Source organism: Halomonas sp. C10-5, from assembly GCF_057169305.1.
This window is the reverse complement of record NZ_CP175665.1, coordinates 2,027,330-2,046,983: the sequence shown is the minus strand read 5'-3', so window position 1 is coordinate 2,046,983 and position 19,654 is coordinate 2,027,330. Positions and strand designations below refer to the sequence as shown.

Here is a 19,654-nt window from a genome sequence, read left to right as displayed (position 1 = left end):
GACAACAGGATTTTCGTGAGCCAAACCCTCAACGCCTTCAGCCGACGTCTCGGCCATGACTTCGTCGACTCCTCGCTGCTCGAGCTTGCCATGACCCACCGCAGCTTCGGTGGCCAGAACAACGAGCGCCTCGAGTTTCTGGGTGACTCCATCGTCAACTTCGTGATTGCCGAGGCCCTGTTCCGGCGCTTCCCCGAGGCCCGGGAAGGGCAGTTGTCACGCCTGCGTGCCCGGCTGGTCAAGGGGCAGACCTTGGCAGAGCTGGCCCGCGAGATGGGCTTCGGCGAGCACCTGCGGCTCGGCTCCGGCGAGATGAAGAGTGGCGGTCACCGCCGCGAGTCGATCCTTGCCGACGCTGTCGAAGCGATCATCGGTGCCATCTACCTTGATGCCGGCATGGAGGCGGTACGCGCCCGGATACTCTCCTGGTATGCCGCGCGTCTGGAAGAGATCAGCCTGCAGGATACCCAGAAGGATCCCAAGACGCGTCTCCAGGAGTTCCTGCAGTCACGCCAGGTACCGCTGCCGCGCTACGAGGTGGTCAACGTGGAGGGGGAGGCGCATGCCCAGACCTTCACTGTGGACTGCCATGTCGAGTTGCTGGAGAAGCACACCACTGGCATCGGCTCCAGCCGCCGGCATGCCGAACAGCAGGCGGCCGAAGTGGCCCTCAAGCAACTCGAGCCGAAAGGAGTCCGGTCATGACCCAGACCTGTGGTTTCGTGGCCATCGTTGGCCGCCCCAATGTCGGCAAGTCCACGCTGATGAACCGCATCCTCGGCCAGAAGATATCGATCACCTCGCGGCGGCCGCAGACCACCCGCCATCAGGTGATGGGCATCAAGACCGAGGGTGAGGCCCAGTTCATCTACGTCGACACCCCCGGCATCCACATTCAGACTCGCGATCGCAACAAGGCGATCAACAGCTTCATGAATCAGGCGGCCACCCAGGCCCTGCGTGACGTGGACTGCGTGGTGTTCATCATCGACCGTACCCGCTGGAGCGAGGAGGACCAGGTCGTCCTGCAGCGCCTCGAGCACGTCAAGGCGCCGGTGATCCTGGCCGTCAACAAGGTCGACCGTCTCAAGGACAAGGCGGAACTGCTGCCCTGGCTGGAGTCGGTGGGCGCCCGCCGCGATTTCGCCGCCATCGTGCCGATCTCCGCCAAGCACGGTACCAATGTGCCGGAGCTGGAGGCGGAGGTGGCCAAGTATCTGCCGGAGAGCGTGCATTTCTTCCCCGAGGACCAGATCACCGACAAGAGCCAACGTTTCCTGGCCGCGGAACTGGTGCGCGAGAAGGTCATGCGCCAGCTGGGCGACGAGCTCCCCTACCAGATGACCGTGGAAATCGAGGAGTTCCGCGACGAGGGCAGGGTGGTGCATATCAGCGCCCTGATCCTGGTCGAGCGCCAGGGGCAGAAGAAGATCCTCATCGGCGAGAACGGCGAACGCATCAAGAGCATCGGTCGCGAGGCGAGGCTCGACATGGAGCGTGCCCTGGGCGCCAAGGTAATGCTCAACCTCTGGGTCAAGGTCAAGCGCGGCTGGTCCGATGACGAGCGGGCGCTCAAGAGCCTGGGTTACGACCTCGACTGAATGACCCCCGAACCGGCGTTCCTGCTGCACAAGCGGCCCTACCGCGAGACCAGTGCTCTGGTGGAGCTGCTGACGCTGCACCACGGGCGGGTGCGGGCCGTGGCCCAGGGTGTACAGCGCCCCGGCTCACGCTCCCGCGGCCGGTTGCAGCCCTTCGCCCCGCTGCACGTGACCTGGGTGGGTGAGAGCGAACTCAAGCGCCTGCGCCTGATGGAGAGCCGAGGCGCGGTGGCGCTGCTGGCCGGGGAAGGGCTGCTGTGCGGCCTCTATGCCAACGAGTTGCTGACACGCGTTCTGCCGGTGGAGCTGCCGGTGGCCGAGGTGTTTGCCTTCTATACCTCGCTGCTCGAGGCGCTGCCGCGGCCCGACTCCCGCGCCGGTGCCCTGCGCTGCCTGGAGTTCTCGCTGCTCGAGGCGCTGGATGCCGCCCCGCGCTTCATCGACGCCGAGGGTGGCGAACTCGACCCTCAGGCACGTTATGTCTATGACGCCACCAGCTGCGCCTTCCGACCCGGTCAGCCGGGCCTCGACGGGCGGACCCTGCGTCTGCTCGCTGCCGGTGATTGGGCCGCGCCCGGGCTCGCCGGGCCTGCCAAGGCGGTGGCCCGCGCCGCCCTGGCACCGCTGCTGGGCGCGCGCCCACTGCGCTCCCGGGAGCTGATGCGCCAGTTGGCCGAGCGTCGGCGCGCCGGGCTTCGCCCGGAGCTGTAAGCTGTAACTTGTAAGCTATAAGATGCCATTCCATCTTATGGCTTACAGCTTACGGCTTAAGGCTTGTCTAAGGAGACCCCATGCATCCCCCCCGTATCCTTCTCGGCGTCAATATCGACCATATCGCCACCCTGCGTCAGGCTCGCGGTACCCGCTACCCGGACCCGGTCCAGGCGGCGCTGCTCGCCGAGGAGGCCGGCGCCGATGGCATCACCGTCCACCTGCGCGAGGATCGCCGGCATATCCAGGAACGGGATGTGCGCCTGCTGGCCGAGGTGCTCAACACCCGCATGAACCTCGAGATGGCGGTGACCGAGGAGATGATCGCCCTGGCCGAAGAGGTGTGCCCGGCCCACGTCTGCCTGGTGCCGGAGAAGCGCGAGGAGCTGACCACCGAGGGTGGTCTCGATGTGGTCGGTGGCTTCGAGGCGATCCGCATCGCCTGTCGTCGCCTGGCCGCGGCGGGCTGCGAGGTGTCGCTGTTCATCGACCCGGAACCCGCGCAGATCGAGGCTGCCGCCAAGGCCGGCGCGCCGGTGGTCGAGCTGCATACCGGGGGCTATGCCGAGGCCACAGGCGATGCGGCGACCCGTGAGCATGTGCGGCTCTCGGCGGCCGCCGAGATGGCCATGGAACTCGGCCTGACTGTCAATGCGGGCCACGGGCTTCACTACCACAACGTGGAAGCGGTAGCCGCCATCCCGGGCATCCATGAGCTCAATATCGGTCACGCCATCATCGCCCGGGCACTGTTCGTTGGCCTCAAGGAGGCGGTGGCCGAGATGAAGCGCCTGGCGATCGCCGGCCAGGAGGCAGGCTTCGTCGCCGCCCTCGAGGAGCATGACCATGACCACGAGCATGCGCACGACCACGACGACCGTGTGCATTGAACCATGATTCTGGGCATCGGCACCGATATTGCCAGGGTGGAGCGCTTCGAGGCGGCCTTGTCACGCCGGGGCGTACGCCTGGCGGGGCGCCTGCTGGGGGAGCTGGAGCGCGAACGGCTCCACGAGCAGGTCCGGCCTGCGGCCTTCCTGGCCAAGCGCTTCGCGGCCAAGGAGGCCTTCGTCAAGGCGCTGGGCACCGGACTGAGGAACGGCATGCGCTGGACCGAGATCCAGGTGGTCAATGACACCCTCGGCAGGCCCTCGCTGCTGCTCGCCGGCAAGGCTCACGAGCTGGCGCGTGCCGCGGGGGTGCGAGCCACTCACCTGTCGCTTTCCGACGAGGTGGAGTTCGCGGTGGCCTTCGTGGTGCTGGAGGGATAAGGCTCCAGCGGGTGCTCGCTTCGCCAGCAGCGTAGTTCCCCCATGGCGCTGAACAGGTCCTCCATGAGCGGTGTCAAGGCCTCGCGACCCCGGGTGCGCAGGCGAGTCTCCATGGTTTCGGCGAGCAACCCCAGCCGCGGGGCACCGCAGTAGCGACAGGCGCCGTTGAGGGCATGGATGGCGTCCAGCAGTGCCTCGTCATCCTGCTCGGCGTGGGCCCGACGTATGCTGGCCTCGCTCTCGTCGAGCGAGGCCGCCAACTGGTCGAGTAGCTGGCGGGCCAGGGCTTCACGGCCACCGGCCAGGCGCGTACCCAGCGTCAGATCCACTGCACGCAGCTCCGTCGTGTCGGGCCGGGCAGGGGGCGTGGGGGGAGACGTGAGATGCGCCGGGGCACCGCCCAGGTGGCGCGTCAGCAGGGCGGCCAGGTCCTCGGCGTCGAGCGGCTTGATAAGCACATCATCCAAGCCATTGGCCAACAGCCGTCGCCGCTCATCCTCCAGAGCATGGGCGGTCACGGCGATGATCGGTGTACGGCTCCACTGGCCCCCGAGGCGGCGCAGTGCACGGCTGGCATGAATCCCGTCCATGCCCGGCATGCGGATATCCATCAGCACCAGGTCGAAGTGTTGCCGGCTGCCCAGGGCCACGGCCTGCTCACCGCTGCTGGCCAGGGTGACCTCCATGCCGGGGCCGGAGAGCAGCTCGCCCATCAGCTGGCGGTTGGCGTCGTTGTCGTCGACGGCGAGCAGGCGCAGGCAGGTGTCAGGGGCGTTCGGTACGTCTTGCGCGCCGGTCGGGTCAGTGTCCCGCTGCGGTAGCAACAGGCGCTCGATAACAGCGGCGAAGGTGCGGCGTGCCAGCGGCTTGGCCAGGATCTCGCCACCGTGGGGCAAGGTCAGGTCGGGAAAGTCCAGCGGACTGGCCGTACACAGCAACAGGGCCGGGCAGGGCAACTCTGCCAGGCGTGTGCGCCAGTGGCGCAACTGCTCGGGAAGATAGGGCGGAGCGCCCAGGCTGGCCACCAGCAGCTGCGGTGTGGTGCTGGGTGCCGAGCCGGCCTCCAGCGGCTGTGCTCCCCAGCACCGCAGCAGATGCTGCAGGGCATGCCGCGTGGCAGGGTGCGGCTCCTCCAGCAGTATGTTTACGCCCTCCAGCTGCAGTTCCGCCGGCCGCTCTATCCCGGGTTCGCCGGCTAGCGGCAGGGTGAAGGTAAAGGTGCTGCCACAGCCGGGCTCGCTCTCCACGCCGATCTCGCCACCCATCTGCTCCACCAGCTGGCGGCAGATGGAGAGCCCCAGTCCGCTGCCACCGAACTCCCGCGAGTGGCTCGGTGCGGCCTGCTGGAAGGCGTCGAAGAGCCGACGGCAGTGCTCCGCCGACAGGCCGATGCCGGTATCCGAGACGCTGACTCGCAGGGTGACACGGCCGGGCTCGGTCTCTTCCACCATTACCCGCACCAGGACCTCGCCGCGCTCGGTGAATTTCACTGCATTGCTGACCAGGTTGGTCAGCAACTGGCGGATGCGCATCGGGTCGCCGTGGAGTACCGGTGGTACGTCGTCATAGACCATGCCGACCAGTTCCAGCCCCTTCTGCTGGGCCATGGGGGCCTGCAGGGCCAGTACCTCGTCGACCAGTTCCACCATTTCCACTGGCATCCGCTCGAGCTCCAGCCTGCCGGCCTCGAGCCTGGAGTAGTCCAGCACATCGTTGACCAGCAGCAGCAGGTTGCCGCAGGCGCGGTTGACGTGCTCCAGCCACTCCTGCTGGCGGGCATCCAGCCGCGAACGTCCCAGCAGTCGACAGAAGCCGACGATGCCGTTGAGCGGTGTGCGTATCTCATGGCTCATGTTGGCCAGGAACTCCGATTTCACCCGGTTGGCCTCCACGGCGCGCCGATGGGCCATGTCGAGCTGCATGTTCTGGACCTCGACGGTCTCCATCGACTCCTCCAGCTCTGCCGTGGCCTGGGCGATCTGGCGTTGCATCTCTTCGCGGGATTCCTGCAGTCGCGTGGCCAGTTCATTGATACGGCTGCCCAGCGGGGGGAGCTCGGGAGGCGAGGGCGGCAGGGGGGCCGCAGGCTTGCCAGTGGTCAGTTGCTCCAGGGTGGCATCGATCTCATCGAGGGGGCGCTGCAGGCGGCGGTAGGTGGCGGTTGTGGCCAGCGTCAGGATACCAGCGCCCAGCATCAGCAACAGTCCGGCACCACCCAGCTGTCGGTAGTGCTCGAGCAGCAGTCCGCTGGCATCGATATCCATTACCAGGCGCTCGCCGGAGCTGCCCTCCTCGAGGGGGAAGGTCATGCGCCAGTGGCCGTCGCCATGGCGCTGCATGCCGGGCGCGTCGACGAGAGGGATGCCCGCCTCGAGGCGCCCGACCTCCACGTGTGGCGTGCCATCGGCGTCGATGACGGCCACGGCCTTTACCTCCTGGAGGTCGAGCAGGCGACCCACGCGCTCCTCCAGGGCCTGGGTGTCATTGGCCCGCAGTGCGGCTACCAGGCCGGGCTCGGTCAGGCCCGCGGCCCGGATCAGTTCGGCCTCAAGCTGCGCCTCATGGTTTCCTCGGTGCAGGGGCAGGGTGATGACCGCCACGCTGACCATCAGCAACATGGGCAGTACCAGTGCGATAAGCAGCAGGCGCAGCTTCAGCGTCATAGGAACTCTCGATGTGGGAGACACGAAACGCCAGGCGACCCGAGGATGCCTGTCCACCCCGGAGTCGCGCGGATATAATGTTGAAAATACCTTTAGAGAAGGATGCTTGCATGCATTTTCCCACCATCGAGGATGTCGTCGGCCATACTCCGCTGGTACGCCTCAAGCGGATCGGTGCTGGCCGCAACAATGTGCTGCTGGCCAAGCTCGAGGGCAACAACCCGGCGGGCTCGGTCAAGGACCGCCCGGCCCTCTCCATGCTCGAACAAGCCGAGGCGCGCGGGGAGATCGCCCCGGGTGACACCCTGATCGAGGCCACCTCGGGCAATACCGGCATCGCCCTGGCCATGGCCGCGGCCATCAAGGGCTATCGCATGGTGCTGATCATGCCTGAGAACGCCTCGGAGGAGCGCAAGCAGTGCATGGCCGCCTATGGGGCCAAGCTGATCACGGTCAGCAAGGAGGGCGGCATGGAGGAGGCTCGCGACGTCGCCGAGGCGATGCTCGCCCGTGGCGAAGGCAAGCGGCTGGACCAGTTCGCCAACCCCGACAACCCGCTCTCCCACTACCAGGGCACCGGGCCGGAAATCTGGGAGCAGACTGCCGGCACGGTCACCCACTTCATCAGCTCCATGGGCACCACCGGCACCATCATGGGTGTCTCCCAGGCGCTCAAGGAGCGCAATCCCCAGGTCGAGATCATCGGCCTGCAGCCCGAGGATGGCGCCAGCATCGCCGGGATCCGCCGCTGGCCGGCGGAGTACCTGCCAAGCATCTTCGACGCCAGCCGCGTCGATCGGGTGCTCGATATCGGTCAGCGCGAGGCCGAGGAGCATATGCGTCGCCTGGCCCGGGAGGAGGGCATCCTGGCCGGGGTCAGCTCCGGCGGTGCCCTGGCCGGTGCCCTGCGCGTCGCCGAACAGGTGGAGAACGCGGTGATCGTGTTCATCGTCTGCGACCGCGGCGACCGTTATCTCTCCACCGGCCTGTTCGCCCCGGAGGCCTGAGCCATGGCGATGCTGGGCAAACGGCGGCCGCGCCGTGAGCGGTCGGGTGTCTCCGGCCTGCAGGGCCGCCAGCCACAATCGAAGCCGGTGGCCCCGGGCGATGATCAGGCCCAGGGGCTACGGATCGAGCGGCTGGCCCATGACGGTCGCGGGGTGGCCCACGACGCCACCGGCAAGGCGCTGTTCGTCGAGGGCGCACTGACCGGCGAGCGGGTCGAGGTGGCGGTCCACCGGACCCGCAAGCGCTTCGATGAGGCCCATGTGCGTGAGGTGCTGGAGGCCACGCCGGAGCGTGTCGAGCCGCCCTGTGCGTACTATGCACGCTGTGGTGGCTGCGACCTTCAGCACCTGGCGGTACCTGCCCAGCGTCGCCACAAGCAGGCGGTACTCGTCGACCTGCTGGCCCGTCAGGGCATCGTGGTGGATGGCGAACCCGAGCTGCTGGCCGGTGCCGGCCAGGGCTACCGTCGTCGGGCGCGGCTGGGGGTGAAGATTGATGCCGAGGGCCAGCTCCACCTGGGCTTTCGGGCGCGGCATTCGCATCGCCTGGTGGATATCGAGCACTGCACCATTCTGGTGCCTGAACTCGATGCTCTGCTGGTGCCCCTGCACCGTCAGGTGGCCTCGCTCCAGGCGCCACGCCAGGTGGGCCATCTGGAGTTGCTAGCCAGTGACCAGGGCGTCACGCTGGTGGTGCGTCAGCTGAAGGAGCATGCCGCCGATCGCGAAGCCTGGCTGACCTTCGGTGCGGAGCATGGGCTGAACCTGGCCAGGCTGACAGGACGCGACGCCCCCGAGCTCGAGTGGCTGACCCCCAGGCCGACGCTGAGTTGTCGCGTGCCGGGGGTGGGGGGAGAGCTCGACCTTGGCTTCGCCCCTGGAGACTTCCTGCAGGCCAATGCCGAGGTCAACCGCCGGATGGTGGCCACCGCGCTGGACTGGCTCGATGGCCTCGCCGACGCGCCGCTGCTGGACCTGTTTGCCGGGGTCGGCAACTTCAGCCTGCCGCTGGCCTCTGCCGGGGCCCGGGTGACCGCGGTGGAGGGCAGCCCGTCGATGGTCGAGCGCCTGGAGCACAACGCCCGGGCCAATGCCCGAGCGCCGAGCCTGAGTCTGGTGGCCCGCCAGGCCGACCTGGCGGAGGCGGGCGCCGTGGCCACGCTGTTGGCCGAGCTTGCCCCCGAGGTAGTGGTGCTCGACCCGCCCCGCGACGGTGCCGAGGAGGCCGCTCGAGCACTGGTGGCTGCGCCGGTGCCGCGTGTGCTCTACGTCTCCTGCGATCCGGCGACCCTGGCCAGGGATGCGGCACACCTCTTGCAAGGTGGTTATCGGGTCACGCGCATCGCCGTGGCCGACATGTTCGTGCACACCTCACACCTGGAATCGATGCTGCTGTTCGAACATTCGCGGACACAGCGGCAGCGCCAAGGAGCATCACCCGATGGTTAAAGTCCGTGAGGACCAGCCCCTCACCGCTACGGGGCGCGTGGATATCGAGCTGTGGGTGGAGCGCCTGCAGGAGGACGTCAGGCTGCGCGACCCGGTCGAGATGGTCGAGGCTTGCCGTCTCGCCGAACGGCTGGATCGCGAGTCGGAGCGTCCTCATCGCGCCTGGCTGGCGGATGGCTCCAGCTTTCGCATGGGTCTGGAGATGGCCGATATCCTGGGCGAGCTCAAGCTCGACCAGGCGGTGCTCGAGGCCGCGGTGCTCTATCGTGCGGTACGCGAGGGGCTGATCGGCCTGGAGGCGGTCGGCAAGCAGTTCGGCCGCGAGGTGGCCGGCCTGATCGACGGCGTACTGCAGATGGCGGCGATCAGCGCCACCCAGCTGCCCAGCCATGACATGGGTCAGCATGACCAGCAGGACAACCTGCGCAAGATGCTGGTCAACATGATCGATGACGTGCGCGTGGCGCTGATCAAGATCGCCGAGCGCACCTGCGCGCTGCGCCAGGTCAGGGACGCCCCTCGCGAGAAGCAGCTGCGCGTGGCCCGCGAGGTGTTCGACATCTACGCGCCGCTGGCCCATCGGCTGGGCATCGGTCACCTCAAGTGGGAGCTGGAGGATCTCTCCTTCCGTTACCTCCACGAGGATGACTACAAGGCCATCGCGCGTCAGCTGGCCGAGAAGCGCCTGGATCGCGACCGCTATATCGCCGAGGTCGTGGATGCCCTCAAGGGGATGCTCGAGGCTCAGGGCATTCCCCGCTATGACGTGGATGGCCGCGCCAAGCATATCTACTCGATCTGGCGGAAGATGAAGCGCAAGCGCATCGACTTCTCCCAGGTCCACGACATCCGCGCGGTGCGCATCCTGGTCCCCGAGGTAGCCGACTGCTACACCGTGCTGGGACTGGTGCATTCGCGCTGGCACCACGTGCCCAACGAGTTCGACGACTATATCGCCAACCCCAAGAGGAACGGCTACCAGTCGCTGCATACCGCGGTGATCGGCCCCGAGAACAAGGTACTTGAGATCCAGATCCGAACCTTCGCCATGCACGAGGAGGCGGAGCTCGGGGTGTGTGCCCACTGGCGCTACAAGGGCCACGACACCAAGGCCAAGAGCACCAGCTACGAGGAGAAGATCGCCTGGCTGCGCCAGGTGCTGGAGTGGCAGGACGAGGTCGGCGACTTCGGCGATCTGCGCGAGGGACTGTCGAGCGACGTGGCGCCGGATCGCATCTATGTGTTCACGCCCGACGGCCATGTCATCGACCTGCCGCGCATCGCCACGCCCATCGACTTCGCCTATCGCGTACATACCGAGGTGGGCCACCGCTGCCGAGGTGCCAAGGTCAATGGGCGCATCGTGCCTCTCACCTACAAGCTCAAGACCGGCCAGCAGGTGGAGATCCTCACCGCCAGCAAGGGTGGGCCGAGCCGCGACTGGCTCAATCCCAGCCTGGGCTATGTGCGCACCTCCCGTGCCCGCGCCAAGATCCAGGCCTGGTTCAAGCACCAGGCTCGCGGCCAGAACATCGAGGAGGGGCGTGCGCTGTTCGAGCGTGAGATGAAGCGCCTCGATCTCGAGGGCATGGACCTCGATACCCTGGCCCGCAAGGTCAACTACCTTACCCCCGAGGACATGTATGCGGCGCTGGGGGCGGGCGACCTGCGCATCGGACAGGTATTGCACCAGGCCCAGCAGCTGTTCGGCGAGAACGACGACCAGGAGCAGCTCGAACGCCTGCTGGCCAAGCCGAAGCGCTCCCCGGTCAAGGGGGAGAAGAGCGATATCACCGTGCTCGGAGTCGGCAACCTCAAGACCAGCATGGCCAACTGCTGCCATCCGGTGCCCGGCGAACCCATCGTCGGCTTCATCACTCAGGGGCGCGGCGTCACCGTCCACCGCCAGGACTGCCCCAATATCCTCCAGCTGCGCATGGAGGAGCCGCAACGCATCATCGAGGTCGAGTGGGGCGAGCGGGCCCGCACCCAGTACCCGGTCAATATCGAGGTGGAGGCCTGGGACCGCTCCGGCCTGCTACGTGATGTCACCGGGGTGCTCGGCAACGAGAAGGTCAACGTGCTGGCGGTGAATACCCTGACCGACAGCGACGACGGCATCGCCCGCCTGCAGATCACCGTGGAGGTGGATGGCCTGGAGACCCTCGGCCGGCTCTTCTCGCGGATCCAGCAGCTGCCCAATGTCATCGAAGTGCGCCGCCTGCGCAGTGGCACAGGCGGTGGCGGTGGTGGACGCAAGCGCAAGAACAAGGAGCGCAAGTCATGAGTCGTCGCCACTCTCTCGATGACCTGTTGACCCTGATGGCAGTGCTGCGCGACCCCGAGCAGGGCTGCCCCTGGGACCTCAAGCAGGGGTGGGACTCCATCGTGCCGCATACCCTGGAAGAGGCCTACGAGGTCGCCGATGCCATCGAACGCCGCGCCTGGAACGAGCTACCCGGCGAGCTGGGCGACCTGCTCTTCCAGGTGGTCTACTACGCCCAGTTCGGCGATGAGGAGGGGCGCTTCGACTTCCACGATGTGGTGGATACGCTGACCGCCAAGATGCTGCGCCGCCATCCCCATGTCTTCCCGCAAGGCACCCTGGCCTCGCGGCGCCCGCCGGGCGTTTCCGCCGCGGAGATCGAGTCCCGTCAGGTCAACAGTCGCTGGGAGACGCTCAAGGCGGAGGAGCGTGCCGCGCGGGCTGCCCAGGGAGAGGACGCCTCGGGATCTGGCTCGGCGTCGGTAGCCGATAGCGCCGCGGCGTCGGTGCTGGATGATGTCCCGCGCACCCTGCCGGCGCTTTCTCGTGCCGCCAAGCTGTCGAAGCGCGCCTCCCGGGTGGGCTTCGATTGGCCTGACTCCCGCGGGGTGATCGCCAAGATTCGCGAGGAGCTCGACGAGGTGGAGGAGGCGCTGGCCGCCGGGGATCGCGACCACGCCGCCGAGGAGGTGGGTGACCTGCTATTCGCGGTGACCAACCTCGCCCGCACCCTCAAGGCCGACCCCGAGCAGTGCCTGCGCGCCACTAATGCCAAGTTCGAGCGCCGTTTCCGTCACGTGGAGGCTGCCCTGGCCGCCGAAGGTGACAGCCCCGGCGCTGCCGACCTCGAAACCATGGAGCGTCACTGGCAGGCCGCCAAGCGAGACGAACGCCTCGATGTCGCCCCATCTTCCGGAGAATCTCGGCCATGAGTCACGATCTGCATGAATCCCTGCGCGACAACGTCCGTATCCTGGGTGACAGCCTGGGACGCACCATCGCCGATGACCTGGGCCATGGCTTCGTCGACCGGATCGAGGCAATCCGTGGCTTCGCCAAGCGCGGCCGCCAGGGTGATGAGGCGGCCCAGCGCGAACTGATCGACTACCTGCGTCGCCTGCCCGACCGCGACCTGCTGCCGGTGACCCGGGCCTTCAACCAGTTCCTCAACTTGGCCAATATCGCCGAGCAGCACTACCGGGCGCGCTTCCGGCGGGTCGAGGACTATCGTCCGGGAACCCAGCCGGTGCTCTCGGAGCTGGTGGAGCGGGCACGGCGTGCCGGTAACTCGCCGCGCAAGCTGGTGGAGAGCCTGGCCGGCATGCGGGTCGAGCTGGTGTTGACCGCCCATCCCACCGAGGTCATCCGGCGTACCCTGATCCAGAAGTACGACGCCATCGACGACTGTTTGACCGCCATCGAGTCCTCGGCGGACTATCCCGAGCGTGGTGCGCGGGCCAAGGGGCGCCTCGAGGAGCTGATCAGCCAGGCCTGGCATACCGACGAGATTCGCCACGAGCGGCCCTCGCCGGTGGACGAGGCCAAGTGGGGCTTCGCGGTGATCGAGAACTCGCTATGGCAGGCGGTGCCCGACTTTCACCGTGACCTCGACAACCTGCTGCTGGAGACCGCCGGCGAGCGCCTGCCGTTGGACGCCGCGCCGATCCGCTTCGCGTCATGGATGGGCGGCGATCGTGATGGCAACCCCAACGTCACCTCCCGGGTGACCCGGGAGGTGTTGCTGCTGGGGCGCTGGATGGCCGCCGACCTCTACCTGCGCGACCTCGAGCAGCTCAAGGCCGAGCTCTCCATGTGGAAGGCCAACAGCGCACTGAAGGCCGAAGTCGGTGATGCCGGGGAGCCCTATCGCGAACTGCTGCGCCGGCTGCTGGCGCGAGTCGAGGCGACCCGCGACTGGGCCAAGGCGAGCCTCGACGGCAAGCCCTACGATGGCGGCCCGATCATCGAGAGTCGCGACCAGCTCTATGCGCCACTGCTCGCCTGCTACCGCTCGCTGTGCGACGTGGGGCTCGACACCATCGCCAACGGCGCGCTGCTCGACACCCTGCGCCGGGTCGCGGTGTTCGGGGTCACCCTGACCAAGCTCGATATCCGCCAGGAGGCGGGCCGCCATGCCCAGGTGATCGAGGAGCTTACCGATGGCCTGGGGCTGGGCCACTATCGTGACTGGAGCGAGGAGCAGCGCCAGGCCTTCCTGCTCGAGGAGCTCGCCTCGCGTCGACCCTTGATTCCCCGGCGCTGGGAGTGTTCGCCGGAGTCCCGGGAGGTCATCGACACCTTCCGGGTCATCGCCGGCGAGCAGGCCGAGGCACTCGGTACCTATGTCATCTCCATGGCGGCAGAGCCCTCCGACGTACTCGCCGTGGCGCTGCTGATGAAGGAGGTGGGGGGCGAGGTCAAGCTGCCCATCGCGCCGCTGTTCGAGACCCTGGATGACCTCAACCATGCCGGCGATGCCATCGACCGCCTGCTCTCGCTGCCTGGCTATCGCCTCCTCACCGGTGATCGTCAGGAGGTGATGATCGGCTACTCGGACTCGGCCAAGGATGCCGGCCAGCTGGCCGCCGCCTGGGCCCAGTATCGCGCCCAGGAGAGCCTGGTGGCGGTGTGCCGCCGACACGATGTCGACCTGACCCTGTTCCATGGTCGCGGCGGCACCGTGGGCCGCGGTGGTGGCCCGGCCCACGCGGCGATCCTGTCCCAGCCGCCGGGCTCGGTGAACGGCAGCCTGCGGGTGACCGAGCAGGGCGAGATGATCCGCTTCAAGTTCGGCCAGCCGGAGATTGCCCTGCGCTCCATGGAGATCTATGCCTGTGCTGTGCTGGAGGCGACTCTGCTGCCCCCGCCGGATCCCGAGCCCCAGTGGCGTGAGGAGATGGACCGCCTGGCCGAGATCGCCCATGGCGCCTACGTCGGGGTGGTGCGCGAGGATCCCGACTTCGTCCCCTACTTCCGGGCGGTGACCCCGGAGGGCTCACTGGGCCGGCTGCCGTTGGGCTCGCGGCCCACCAAGCGCCGCCAGGATGGCGGGGTGGAGACCCTGCGGGCGATCCCCTGGATCTTCGCCTGGACCCAGATCCGTTTGATGCTGCCGGCCTGGCTGGGCAGTGGCGAGGCCTTCGCCACGCGGCTCGCAGAGGAGGGTGGCCGTGAGGTGCTTCAGGAGATGCGCGATCGCTGGCCCTTCTTCGGTACCTATCTGGACATGCTGGAGATGCTGCTGGCCAAGGCCGATGTGGGCATCGCCGCCTACTATGAGCATCGCCTGGTCGACGAGCCTGCCCTCAAGGCGCTGGGTCAGCGCCTGCGCGACCGTTTCGAGCGCCTCAACACGGTGTTGCTGGAGATCCTCGAGCAGCAGGAATTGCTCGAGAAGACCCCGTTGATCCATCAGGCGATTGCCGTGCGCAATCCCTATATCGACCCGCTGCATGGCCTGCAGGCGGAGCTGCTACAGCGTAACCGCGATGCCGACGGGGCGATCAGCGCCGATCTCTCCCGAGCGCTGATGGTCACCATGGCAGGCATTGCGGCGGGGCTGCGTAATACGGGGTAATCCGGCTTCGCCGAGAGCTGTAAGCTGGAAGAGTGCCGCTGCGCGGCTGAAAGCTGGAAGAAAAAACCTGGACTCCTTGGTTTGGGTTTTCTTCCAGCTTCAAGCTGTAAGCCCGCGCAGCGGGCGTTCTTCAGGCTCTAGAAAGGAATATTGACCGAGGCGGTCAGCAGGTTGAGGTGGGCCATATCGGGGGCGTCGTACTCCTCAAGCTCCAGGCGGCTGGTGAAGCCCGGGAACTGCAGCCGCGCCCCGAAGCCCTGCACTCGGGTGGTGCCGGCCTCATCGAAATCGCCGCGAGGAATCACCGCGTCGCCTTCCCAGCCGACCAGACCGGACTTGGCATATAGGCCGAAGCGCCCCATTCGCACGCCCGCCACCAGGCTGCCGCCGAGGCTGACGGTGTTGACCAGCAACTGCTGGTCGCCGAGCCGGGTGGGGACCTCGTTGCTCTCGCGGTAACTGAATTCGGCACCCAGATCGAGCTTGGGAAGCTGGAAAGGACTGAAGCCGGCGATCAGGCGAAAGCCGGAGGTGAAACCGTCCGGGGTTTCGATGTCCTGGCCGTCGATGACGACGCCGTTTTCCAGGCGCATGAGGTCTTGTGGCTGACCCGCGTAGGCGGGGCTTACCCCATTGCCTCGTTTGGCTTTCGTGACGATCTCGACGATGTCGTCGTTACCATCCTCGGCGGCGACAGCCCCGAGCGAGGCGGTGAAGGCAAGGCAGGCCAGCAGCACAGCGAAGGTGTGGCGGGATTTCATGGGTCCCTGTCCTTGCGCTACGGCCTGACCCGCAAGGGGTCAAGCCGCAGGGCGAGTAGCGATGAGATTCATCTAGGCTAGCAAGCTCACCGGGGATTCGCCAGTCGCCGCTGCAGCGCCTCCAGCCGCGGGGTGGCCAGGGCGTGGCGCCTGGCGGCCTCGTCCAGCGGCCCGAGGATGGCGGCATGCTCGGTGGGCCGGCCCGCGAGGATATCCTGAAGCATGGAGGCACGGTTGGCAGCGGTGGCCTCCACCACCTTCCAGACCAGGGCCCGCCAGCCCTCGAGTCCCGTGCCGCTGGGCGGGGCAATCCCTTCGGCCTGCATCACCTCTGCCACCTCGCCGATGATCCCCTCCACCTCCTTTCGGTAGGGCGCATCGCGCAGCTCGCCATTGCGAATGCGGTAGTGGGCCACCAGCGGGTTGATGGCGGCATTGACCGCCAGCTTCTGCCATAGCCGTTGCCGAATATCGGGCACCGCCCGGCTCGGCAGCCCGGCGTCGCTCAGCAGGCCAGCCAGTGATTCGGCGAGGGCTGCATGACCGCCGTCCAGCGAGCCGATGGCGGTGTCGCCGTGACCTGCGTGAACCACCCGGTCATCCGCTTCCACATAGGCGCCTTCGGTGGTGGTAGCGCAGAGCACCGGCCCCGGGTGACACGCGCTGAGGCGTGGCTGGGTGAAGAATCCGTTCTGCCACAGCACCATCGGGGTGTGCGCAGGAAGGTGCCCGGCCAGGGCCGCATAGGCCGCCTCGGCGGCGTAGGCCTTGGTGGTCAGGTGAACCACATCCGGAAAACCCTGGGGCGGGCCGGTTCGGGTGGTGACCTCGAGAGTCGACGCTTCACCCTCGGGTGTGACAAGGGTCTGCTGGCCAGGGAGGGGCCGGCGACCGATCAGCGTCACCCCATGGCCGTCGCGGATGAGGCGCAGGGCCAGCAGTCGACCGATGGCGCCCGGGCCGATGATCCAGTGGGTTTGCCAACTCATCAGCTGCCCTCCTTGCGGCGTCGCGGCGCACGGCGCTTGCTGCCCTTGCTCGTCGCGCGTCCCGTGCCGCGCCGTCGTGACGCCCGCTGGGGTGCCTTGGCCTCCTCGCCCTCGGCGTTATGCAGCGCCTGGCGCAAACGGCCGGCATCCGCGGCGCCGAGCAGGGCATGCAGGTCGCTGATCAGCGAGTCGAGGAAGGGGGCGGGGGCGGAGGCCTCCTCGGCGATGGCGGTGAGCCGCTGCTCCCATAGCGCGGTGCGCTCGGGACGACCGACCGCCTCGGGCAGCGAGGCGATCAGCGCACTGCCCAGGCGGGTGGCGCGCAGCGCCTTGCCCTGACGCACAAGGTAGCCACGCTCGACCAGGGTCTCGATGATGCCGGCACGCGTCGCCTCGGTGCCCAGGCCATCGTGCTCGCGCAGGGTGCGCCTGACCGCGGGGTCGTCCACGTAGCGGCCGATGTTCATCATCGCCTTGATCAGGCTGGCGTCGTTGAAAGGCTCGGGCGGGCGGGTCTCGCGATCCTCCACGCCGGCTTCCTGGACCCGGCACGCCTCGCCCTCGGTGAGGGGCGGCAGAGGCGGCGCCTCGTCGCGGGTGGTGAACAACGGCTTCCAGCCGGGGTCGAGGATCTCCTGGCCACGGGCGCGGAAAGTTTCCTCGAGGATGCGGAACTCGGCCTTCACCTCGCGTGTGATTAAGGGCGAGTAGAACTGGGCCAGCACATTGCGGGCGATCAGTCGGAAGACATTGGCCTCGGTGGCCGAGAGCCGCGCCGGGTCCATGGGGCGCCCGGTGGGCGCCAGGGCGTGGTGGGCGCCTACCTTGGTGTCGTTCCAGGCCCTGGAGCGACGGGAGAAGTCGGCGCCGGAAAGCCACCCGCGCAGGGTGTCATCCTCCCGGCAGGCGCTCTGCAGAGTGCTGCGGGCGGCGGCGAAGTGCTCCTCGGGCAGGTAGCGGCAGTCGGAGCGCGGGTAGGTGATCAGCTGGTGGCGTTCGTAGAGCGCCTGGCAGGTGTCCAGGACGATCTTGGCGGAGATGCCGTAGCGCCTGGCGGCGTCGACCTGCAGTGCCGACAGCGAGTAGGGCAGAGGGGCGGCCTGGCGTTTCTGCTGGGTCTCCAGGGCCACCAGGCGACCTGCGGCTCCCGGCAGGCGCTCGGCCAGGGTCGCTGCTGGCTCCCGGGCCAGCAGGCGCCCCTGGTCGTCGAGCGGATGGTGCTCCCCGGGGGCCCACCAGGCGCGCAGCTCACCGTGCGCCACTGCGAGGTCGGCCCACAGCACGAAGAAGGGCCGGGGCGTGAAGTCGCGGATTTCGGCGTCGCGGCGCACCACCAGGCCCAGCACCGGAGTCTGCACGCGGCCCACCGAGAGCACACCATCATGGCCGGCCTGGCGACCGGTCAGCGTCCAGGCCCGGGTCAGATTGATGCCATACAGCCAGTCGGCGCGGGAGCGCGACTCGGCGGCGCGGTAGAGCGGCTGGTAGCGGGCATTGTCCTCCAGGCGTGCAAGCGCCCGCTGCACCGCTGGACGGTTGAGGTCGCTGACCAGCAGTCGGGATACCTTACCCTTCCAGCCGAGGTATTCGATCACCTCCTGGACCAGCAGCTGACCCTCGCGGTCGGGGTCCCCGGCGTGCACCACCTCGCCGGCTGTCTTGAGCAGCTTGCGAATCGCCGCCAGCTGGCCGCGGGCCTTGGGGCGAGGCGTGAGTTTCCAGCGCTCGGGCAGGATCGGCAGGGTATCCAGGCGCCACTGCTTGAGGGCGGGATCATAGGCATCGGGTGGTGCCTGCTCCAGCAGGTGGCCCAGGCACCAGGTCACGGTGGTATCGCCCACGGCGATCGCCCCCTCCTGCTTGCGGGGAGAGCCGGGCAGGGCGTCGGCGATGGCCCGGGCCAGGCTGGGCTTCTCGGCGATGATCAGGCGCATGGTGGCCTCGACAGCGGTGAAGTATGGACATTCTTCCAGTGTTCGTGGTGATTGGCCAGGTGTCACGTCGCAATCATGGTGTACAATTGTTGTAACACTATTCTTCGGCGGAGCAGGCGATGCGTGAGCGAGGCAGGACGAGGCGGTTGCTGGGACTGGGGGCACGCACCGGTGGGGCGCTGTTGCGCACCCGGCTGGGCGGCCAGGCCGACTGGCGCGCCCTGGGCGAGGCGCTGTTTGAGGGGCTCTCCGAGCTCAAGGGGCCGGCCATGAAGCTGGCCCAGATCATGTCCCAGTGGGATGACCTGCTGCCGCCGGACCTCGCCGAGGAGCTGGCCCGGCTGCAACGCCAGGCCGAACCGATGCCCTGGGAGTCGATTCGCCGCACCCTGGATGACCACTACGGCGATATCGATGACGTGTTTCGCGAGGTCGAGACGCGCCCCTTCGCCAGCGCCTCCATGGGGCAGGTACACCGCGCCGTGACTCTCGACGGCGAGACGCTGGTACTCAAGGTGCAGTACCCCGGCCTTGCCGAGGTGCTGGAGGGGGATCTCGCCCAGGTCAGGCGTCTGATGCGCCTGGGGCGCTGGTTCAAGGTGCCACAGGCGCGACTCGATGCGCTCTTCGAGGAGTTGGCGGCGAGCCTGCGCGGTGAGCTGGACTACCACGCCGAGGCTGCGGCGCTGGCACGCTATCGGCAGCGCTACGCCGACTGGCCGGGACTGGTGATCCCCGAGCCGCTGCCTGACTACTCGGGTGAGCGGGTGCTGGCGATGCGCCATGTGCCTGGCACCCCGCTGCGCGAACTGGAGGCCTCCGACGATGCCACCCGACAGCGTATCGCCCAGACCCTCGCCGACTGGCTCACCGAGGAACTCTTCACCCATGGCGAGCTGCACGCCGACCCGCATGCCGGCAACTTCGCCGCCGACGCCGAGGGGCGACTGGTGATCTATGATCTGGGTGCGGTCATACCTGTGCCTGAGCCGCGGCTCAAGGCGATGATGCGCCTGCTCGAGGCTACCCTGGTCGGAGACCCGATGGCCATGGACAGTGCGCTGCTCGAACTGGGCGGCCGTCAGGGGCAGGGTGCGCCGCTGGCGCTCTACAGGGAATCCGCCGAGGCGGTCTCGGCGCTTTTCGCCCCCGGCGAGCAGGATTTCGGCGACGTGCGGGTGCACCGTCGCCTGCGCGAGCTCTCCCCCAAGGTGTGGGCGGCCATGGACCGCCTGCAGCCTCCCGCCGACACCCTGCTGCTGTCGCGCACGCTCAACGGCCACTACTGGAACCTGGTGCGCCTCGGCGCCCGACTCGACATGCGTTCGCGCACCGCCCCCCTGCTGGCGTGGGCGCGGCAGTAAGCGGCTGCCAAGCCCCCGTGCGGACTGGTAGACTGTGCCGTTTTCCGGACGGTGGAGTGCG

At 67.8% G+C, this 19,654-nt stretch carries 15 protein-coding genes; 11 read left to right on the top strand and 4 right to left on the bottom strand.

Translation table 11 applies throughout. The features are described 5' to 3' along the window. The first annotated feature begins 15 nt into the window (after window positions 1-15). The 5 genes from rnc to ACJ7IV_RS09485 all read left to right on the top strand — a co-directional run bounded on the left by rnc (window position 16) and on the right by ACJ7IV_RS09485 (window position 3,583). Window positions 16-705 (top strand): ribonuclease III, encoded by a 690-nt coding sequence (rnc, locus tag ACJ7IV_RS09505; RefSeq protein ID WP_483864185.1) that lies wholly within the window; start codon window positions 16-18, stop codon window positions 703-705. Further along, window positions 702-1,601: a GTPase Era gene (era, locus tag ACJ7IV_RS09500; protein ID WP_483864184.1), complete on the top strand. Its 900-nt coding sequence runs from the start codon at window positions 702-704 to the stop codon at window positions 1,599-1,601. Before rnc ends, era begins: the two co-directional genes overlap by 4 nt. Then, entirely contained in the window at window positions 1,602-2,312 is a 711-nt protein-coding gene (gene recO, locus ACJ7IV_RS09495) for a DNA repair protein RecO (RefSeq protein WP_483864183.1), read from the top strand. Between the two features lie 80 nt (window positions 2,313-2,392). After that, window positions 2,393-3,202, top strand: a complete 810-nt coding sequence (gene pdxJ, locus ACJ7IV_RS09490) for a pyridoxine 5'-phosphate synthase (RefSeq protein WP_483864182.1) — start codon at window positions 2,393-2,395, stop codon at window positions 3,200-3,202. A 3-nt stretch (window positions 3,203-3,205) separates the two neighbouring features. Then, window positions 3,206-3,583 (top strand): holo-ACP synthase, encoded by a 378-nt coding sequence (locus ACJ7IV_RS09485; RefSeq protein ID WP_483864181.1) that lies wholly within the window; start codon window positions 3,206-3,208, stop codon window positions 3,581-3,583. Here ACJ7IV_RS09485 and ACJ7IV_RS09480 read toward each other — a convergent pair. Then, window positions 3,523-6,246, bottom strand: a complete 2,724-nt coding sequence (locus ACJ7IV_RS09480; protein WP_483864180.1) for an ATP-binding protein — start codon at window positions 6,244-6,246, stop codon at window positions 3,523-3,525. The two genes, ACJ7IV_RS09485 and ACJ7IV_RS09480, sit on opposite strands and share 61 nt — an antisense overlap. Window positions 6,247-6,356: 110 nt before the next feature. Here ACJ7IV_RS09480 and cysM point away from each other — a divergent pair, with 110 nt between their 5' ends. Genes cysM through ppc form a run of 5 tightly spaced genes read left to right on the top strand, consistent with a single transcriptional unit; the run spans window position 6,357 to window position 14,545 of the window. After that, window positions 6,357-7,253 carry a cysteine synthase CysM gene (cysM, locus tag ACJ7IV_RS09475; protein ID WP_483864179.1) on the top strand — a complete coding sequence of 299 codons (897 nt, stop codon included), beginning with the start codon at window positions 6,357-6,359 and terminating at the stop codon, window positions 7,251-7,253. 3 nt (window positions 7,254-7,256) lie between these two features. Further along, entirely contained in the window at window positions 7,257-8,702 is a 1,446-nt protein-coding gene (locus ACJ7IV_RS09470; protein ID WP_483864178.1) for a TRAM domain-containing protein, read from the top strand. Then, window positions 8,695-10,989, top strand: a complete 2,295-nt coding sequence (relA, locus tag ACJ7IV_RS09465) for a GTP diphosphokinase (RefSeq protein ID WP_483864177.1) — start codon at window positions 8,695-8,697, stop codon at window positions 10,987-10,989. Before ACJ7IV_RS09470 ends, relA begins: the two co-directional genes overlap by 8 nt. Then, window positions 10,986-11,900 carry a nucleoside triphosphate pyrophosphohydrolase gene (gene mazG, locus ACJ7IV_RS09460; protein WP_483864176.1) on the top strand — a complete coding sequence of 305 codons (915 nt, stop codon included), beginning with the start codon at window positions 10,986-10,988 and terminating at the stop codon, window positions 11,898-11,900. Before relA ends, mazG begins: the two co-directional genes overlap by 4 nt. Beyond that, window positions 11,897-14,545 (top strand): phosphoenolpyruvate carboxylase, encoded by a 2,649-nt coding sequence (gene ppc / locus ACJ7IV_RS09455; RefSeq protein WP_483864175.1) that lies wholly within the window; start codon window positions 11,897-11,899, stop codon window positions 14,543-14,545. The genes mazG and ppc overlap by 4 nt, the downstream gene beginning before the upstream one ends. A gap of 137 nt (window positions 14,546-14,682) precedes the next feature. On the opposite strand, the gene ACJ7IV_RS09450 is transcribed toward ppc, so the two are convergent. The 3 genes from ACJ7IV_RS09450 to ACJ7IV_RS09440 form a co-directional block, all read right to left on the bottom strand. Then, on the bottom strand, window positions 14,683-15,306 hold the full coding sequence (locus tag ACJ7IV_RS09450; RefSeq protein ID WP_483864174.1) for a hypothetical protein: 624 nt from the start codon (window positions 15,304-15,306) through the stop codon (window positions 14,683-14,685). Between the two features lie 86 nt (window positions 15,307-15,392). Continuing rightward, the gene (locus ACJ7IV_RS09445; RefSeq protein WP_483864173.1) at window positions 15,393-16,295 is read right to left on the bottom strand and encodes a ketopantoate reductase family protein; all 903 of its coding nucleotides are present in this window, start codon (window positions 16,293-16,295) and stop codon (window positions 15,393-15,395) included. Then, a complete protein-coding gene (locus ACJ7IV_RS09440) occupies window positions 16,295-18,229 on the bottom strand; it encodes a DNA topoisomerase III (RefSeq protein ID WP_483864172.1) in 1,935 nt (644 codons plus the stop codon). Before ACJ7IV_RS09440 ends, ACJ7IV_RS09445 begins: the two co-directional genes overlap by 1 nt. Window positions 18,230-18,348: 119 nt before the next feature. Between ACJ7IV_RS09440 and ACJ7IV_RS09435 the strand changes: the two genes are divergently transcribed. Next, window positions 18,349-19,593 carry an ABC1 kinase family protein gene (locus ACJ7IV_RS09435; protein ID WP_483864171.1) on the top strand — a complete coding sequence of 415 codons (1,245 nt, stop codon included), beginning with the start codon at window positions 18,349-18,351 and terminating at the stop codon, window positions 19,591-19,593. Window positions 19,594-19,654: the final 61 nt, after the last annotated feature.

Bases quoted from the DNA above. Each gene is read 5' to 3' on its own strand.
- era (WP_483864184.1), top strand. From the start codon at position 702: ATGACCCAGACCTGTGGTTTCGTGGCCATCGTTGGCCGCCCCAATGTC.
- recO (WP_483864183.1), top strand. From the start codon at position 1,602: ATGACCCCCGAACCGGCGTTCCTGCTGCACAAGCGGCCCTACCGCGAG.
- pdxJ (WP_483864182.1), top strand. From the start codon at position 2,393: ATGCATCCCCCCCGTATCCTTCTCGGCGTCAATATCGACCATATCGCC.
- ACJ7IV_RS09485 (WP_483864181.1), top strand. From the start codon at position 3,206: ATGATTCTGGGCATCGGCACCGATATTGCCAGGGTGGAGCGCTTCGAG.
- ACJ7IV_RS09480 (WP_483864180.1), bottom strand. From the start codon at position 6,246: ATGACGCTGAAGCTGCGCCTGCTGCTTATCGCACTGGTACTGCCCATG.
- cysM (WP_483864179.1), top strand. From the start codon at position 6,357: ATGCATTTTCCCACCATCGAGGATGTCGTCGGCCATACTCCGCTGGTA.
- ACJ7IV_RS09470 (WP_483864178.1), top strand. From the start codon at position 7,257: ATGGCGATGCTGGGCAAACGGCGGCCGCGCCGTGAGCGGTCGGGTGTC.
- relA (WP_483864177.1), top strand. From the start codon at position 8,695: ATGGTTAAAGTCCGTGAGGACCAGCCCCTCACCGCTACGGGGCGCGTG.
- mazG (WP_483864176.1), top strand. From the start codon at position 10,986: ATGAGTCGTCGCCACTCTCTCGATGACCTGTTGACCCTGATGGCAGTG.
- ppc (WP_483864175.1), top strand. From the start codon at position 11,897: ATGAGTCACGATCTGCATGAATCCCTGCGCGACAACGTCCGTATCCTG.
- ACJ7IV_RS09450 (WP_483864174.1), bottom strand. From the start codon at position 15,306: ATGAAATCCCGCCACACCTTCGCTGTGCTGCTGGCCTGCCTTGCCTTC.
- ACJ7IV_RS09445 (WP_483864173.1), bottom strand. From the start codon at position 16,295: ATGAGTTGGCAAACCCACTGGATCATCGGCCCGGGCGCCATCGGTCGA.
- ACJ7IV_RS09440 (WP_483864172.1), bottom strand. From the start codon at position 18,229: ATGCGCCTGATCATCGCCGAGAAGCCCAGCCTGGCCCGGGCCATCGCC.
- ACJ7IV_RS09435 (WP_483864171.1), top strand. From the start codon at position 18,349: ATGCGTGAGCGAGGCAGGACGAGGCGGTTGCTGGGACTGGGGGCACGC.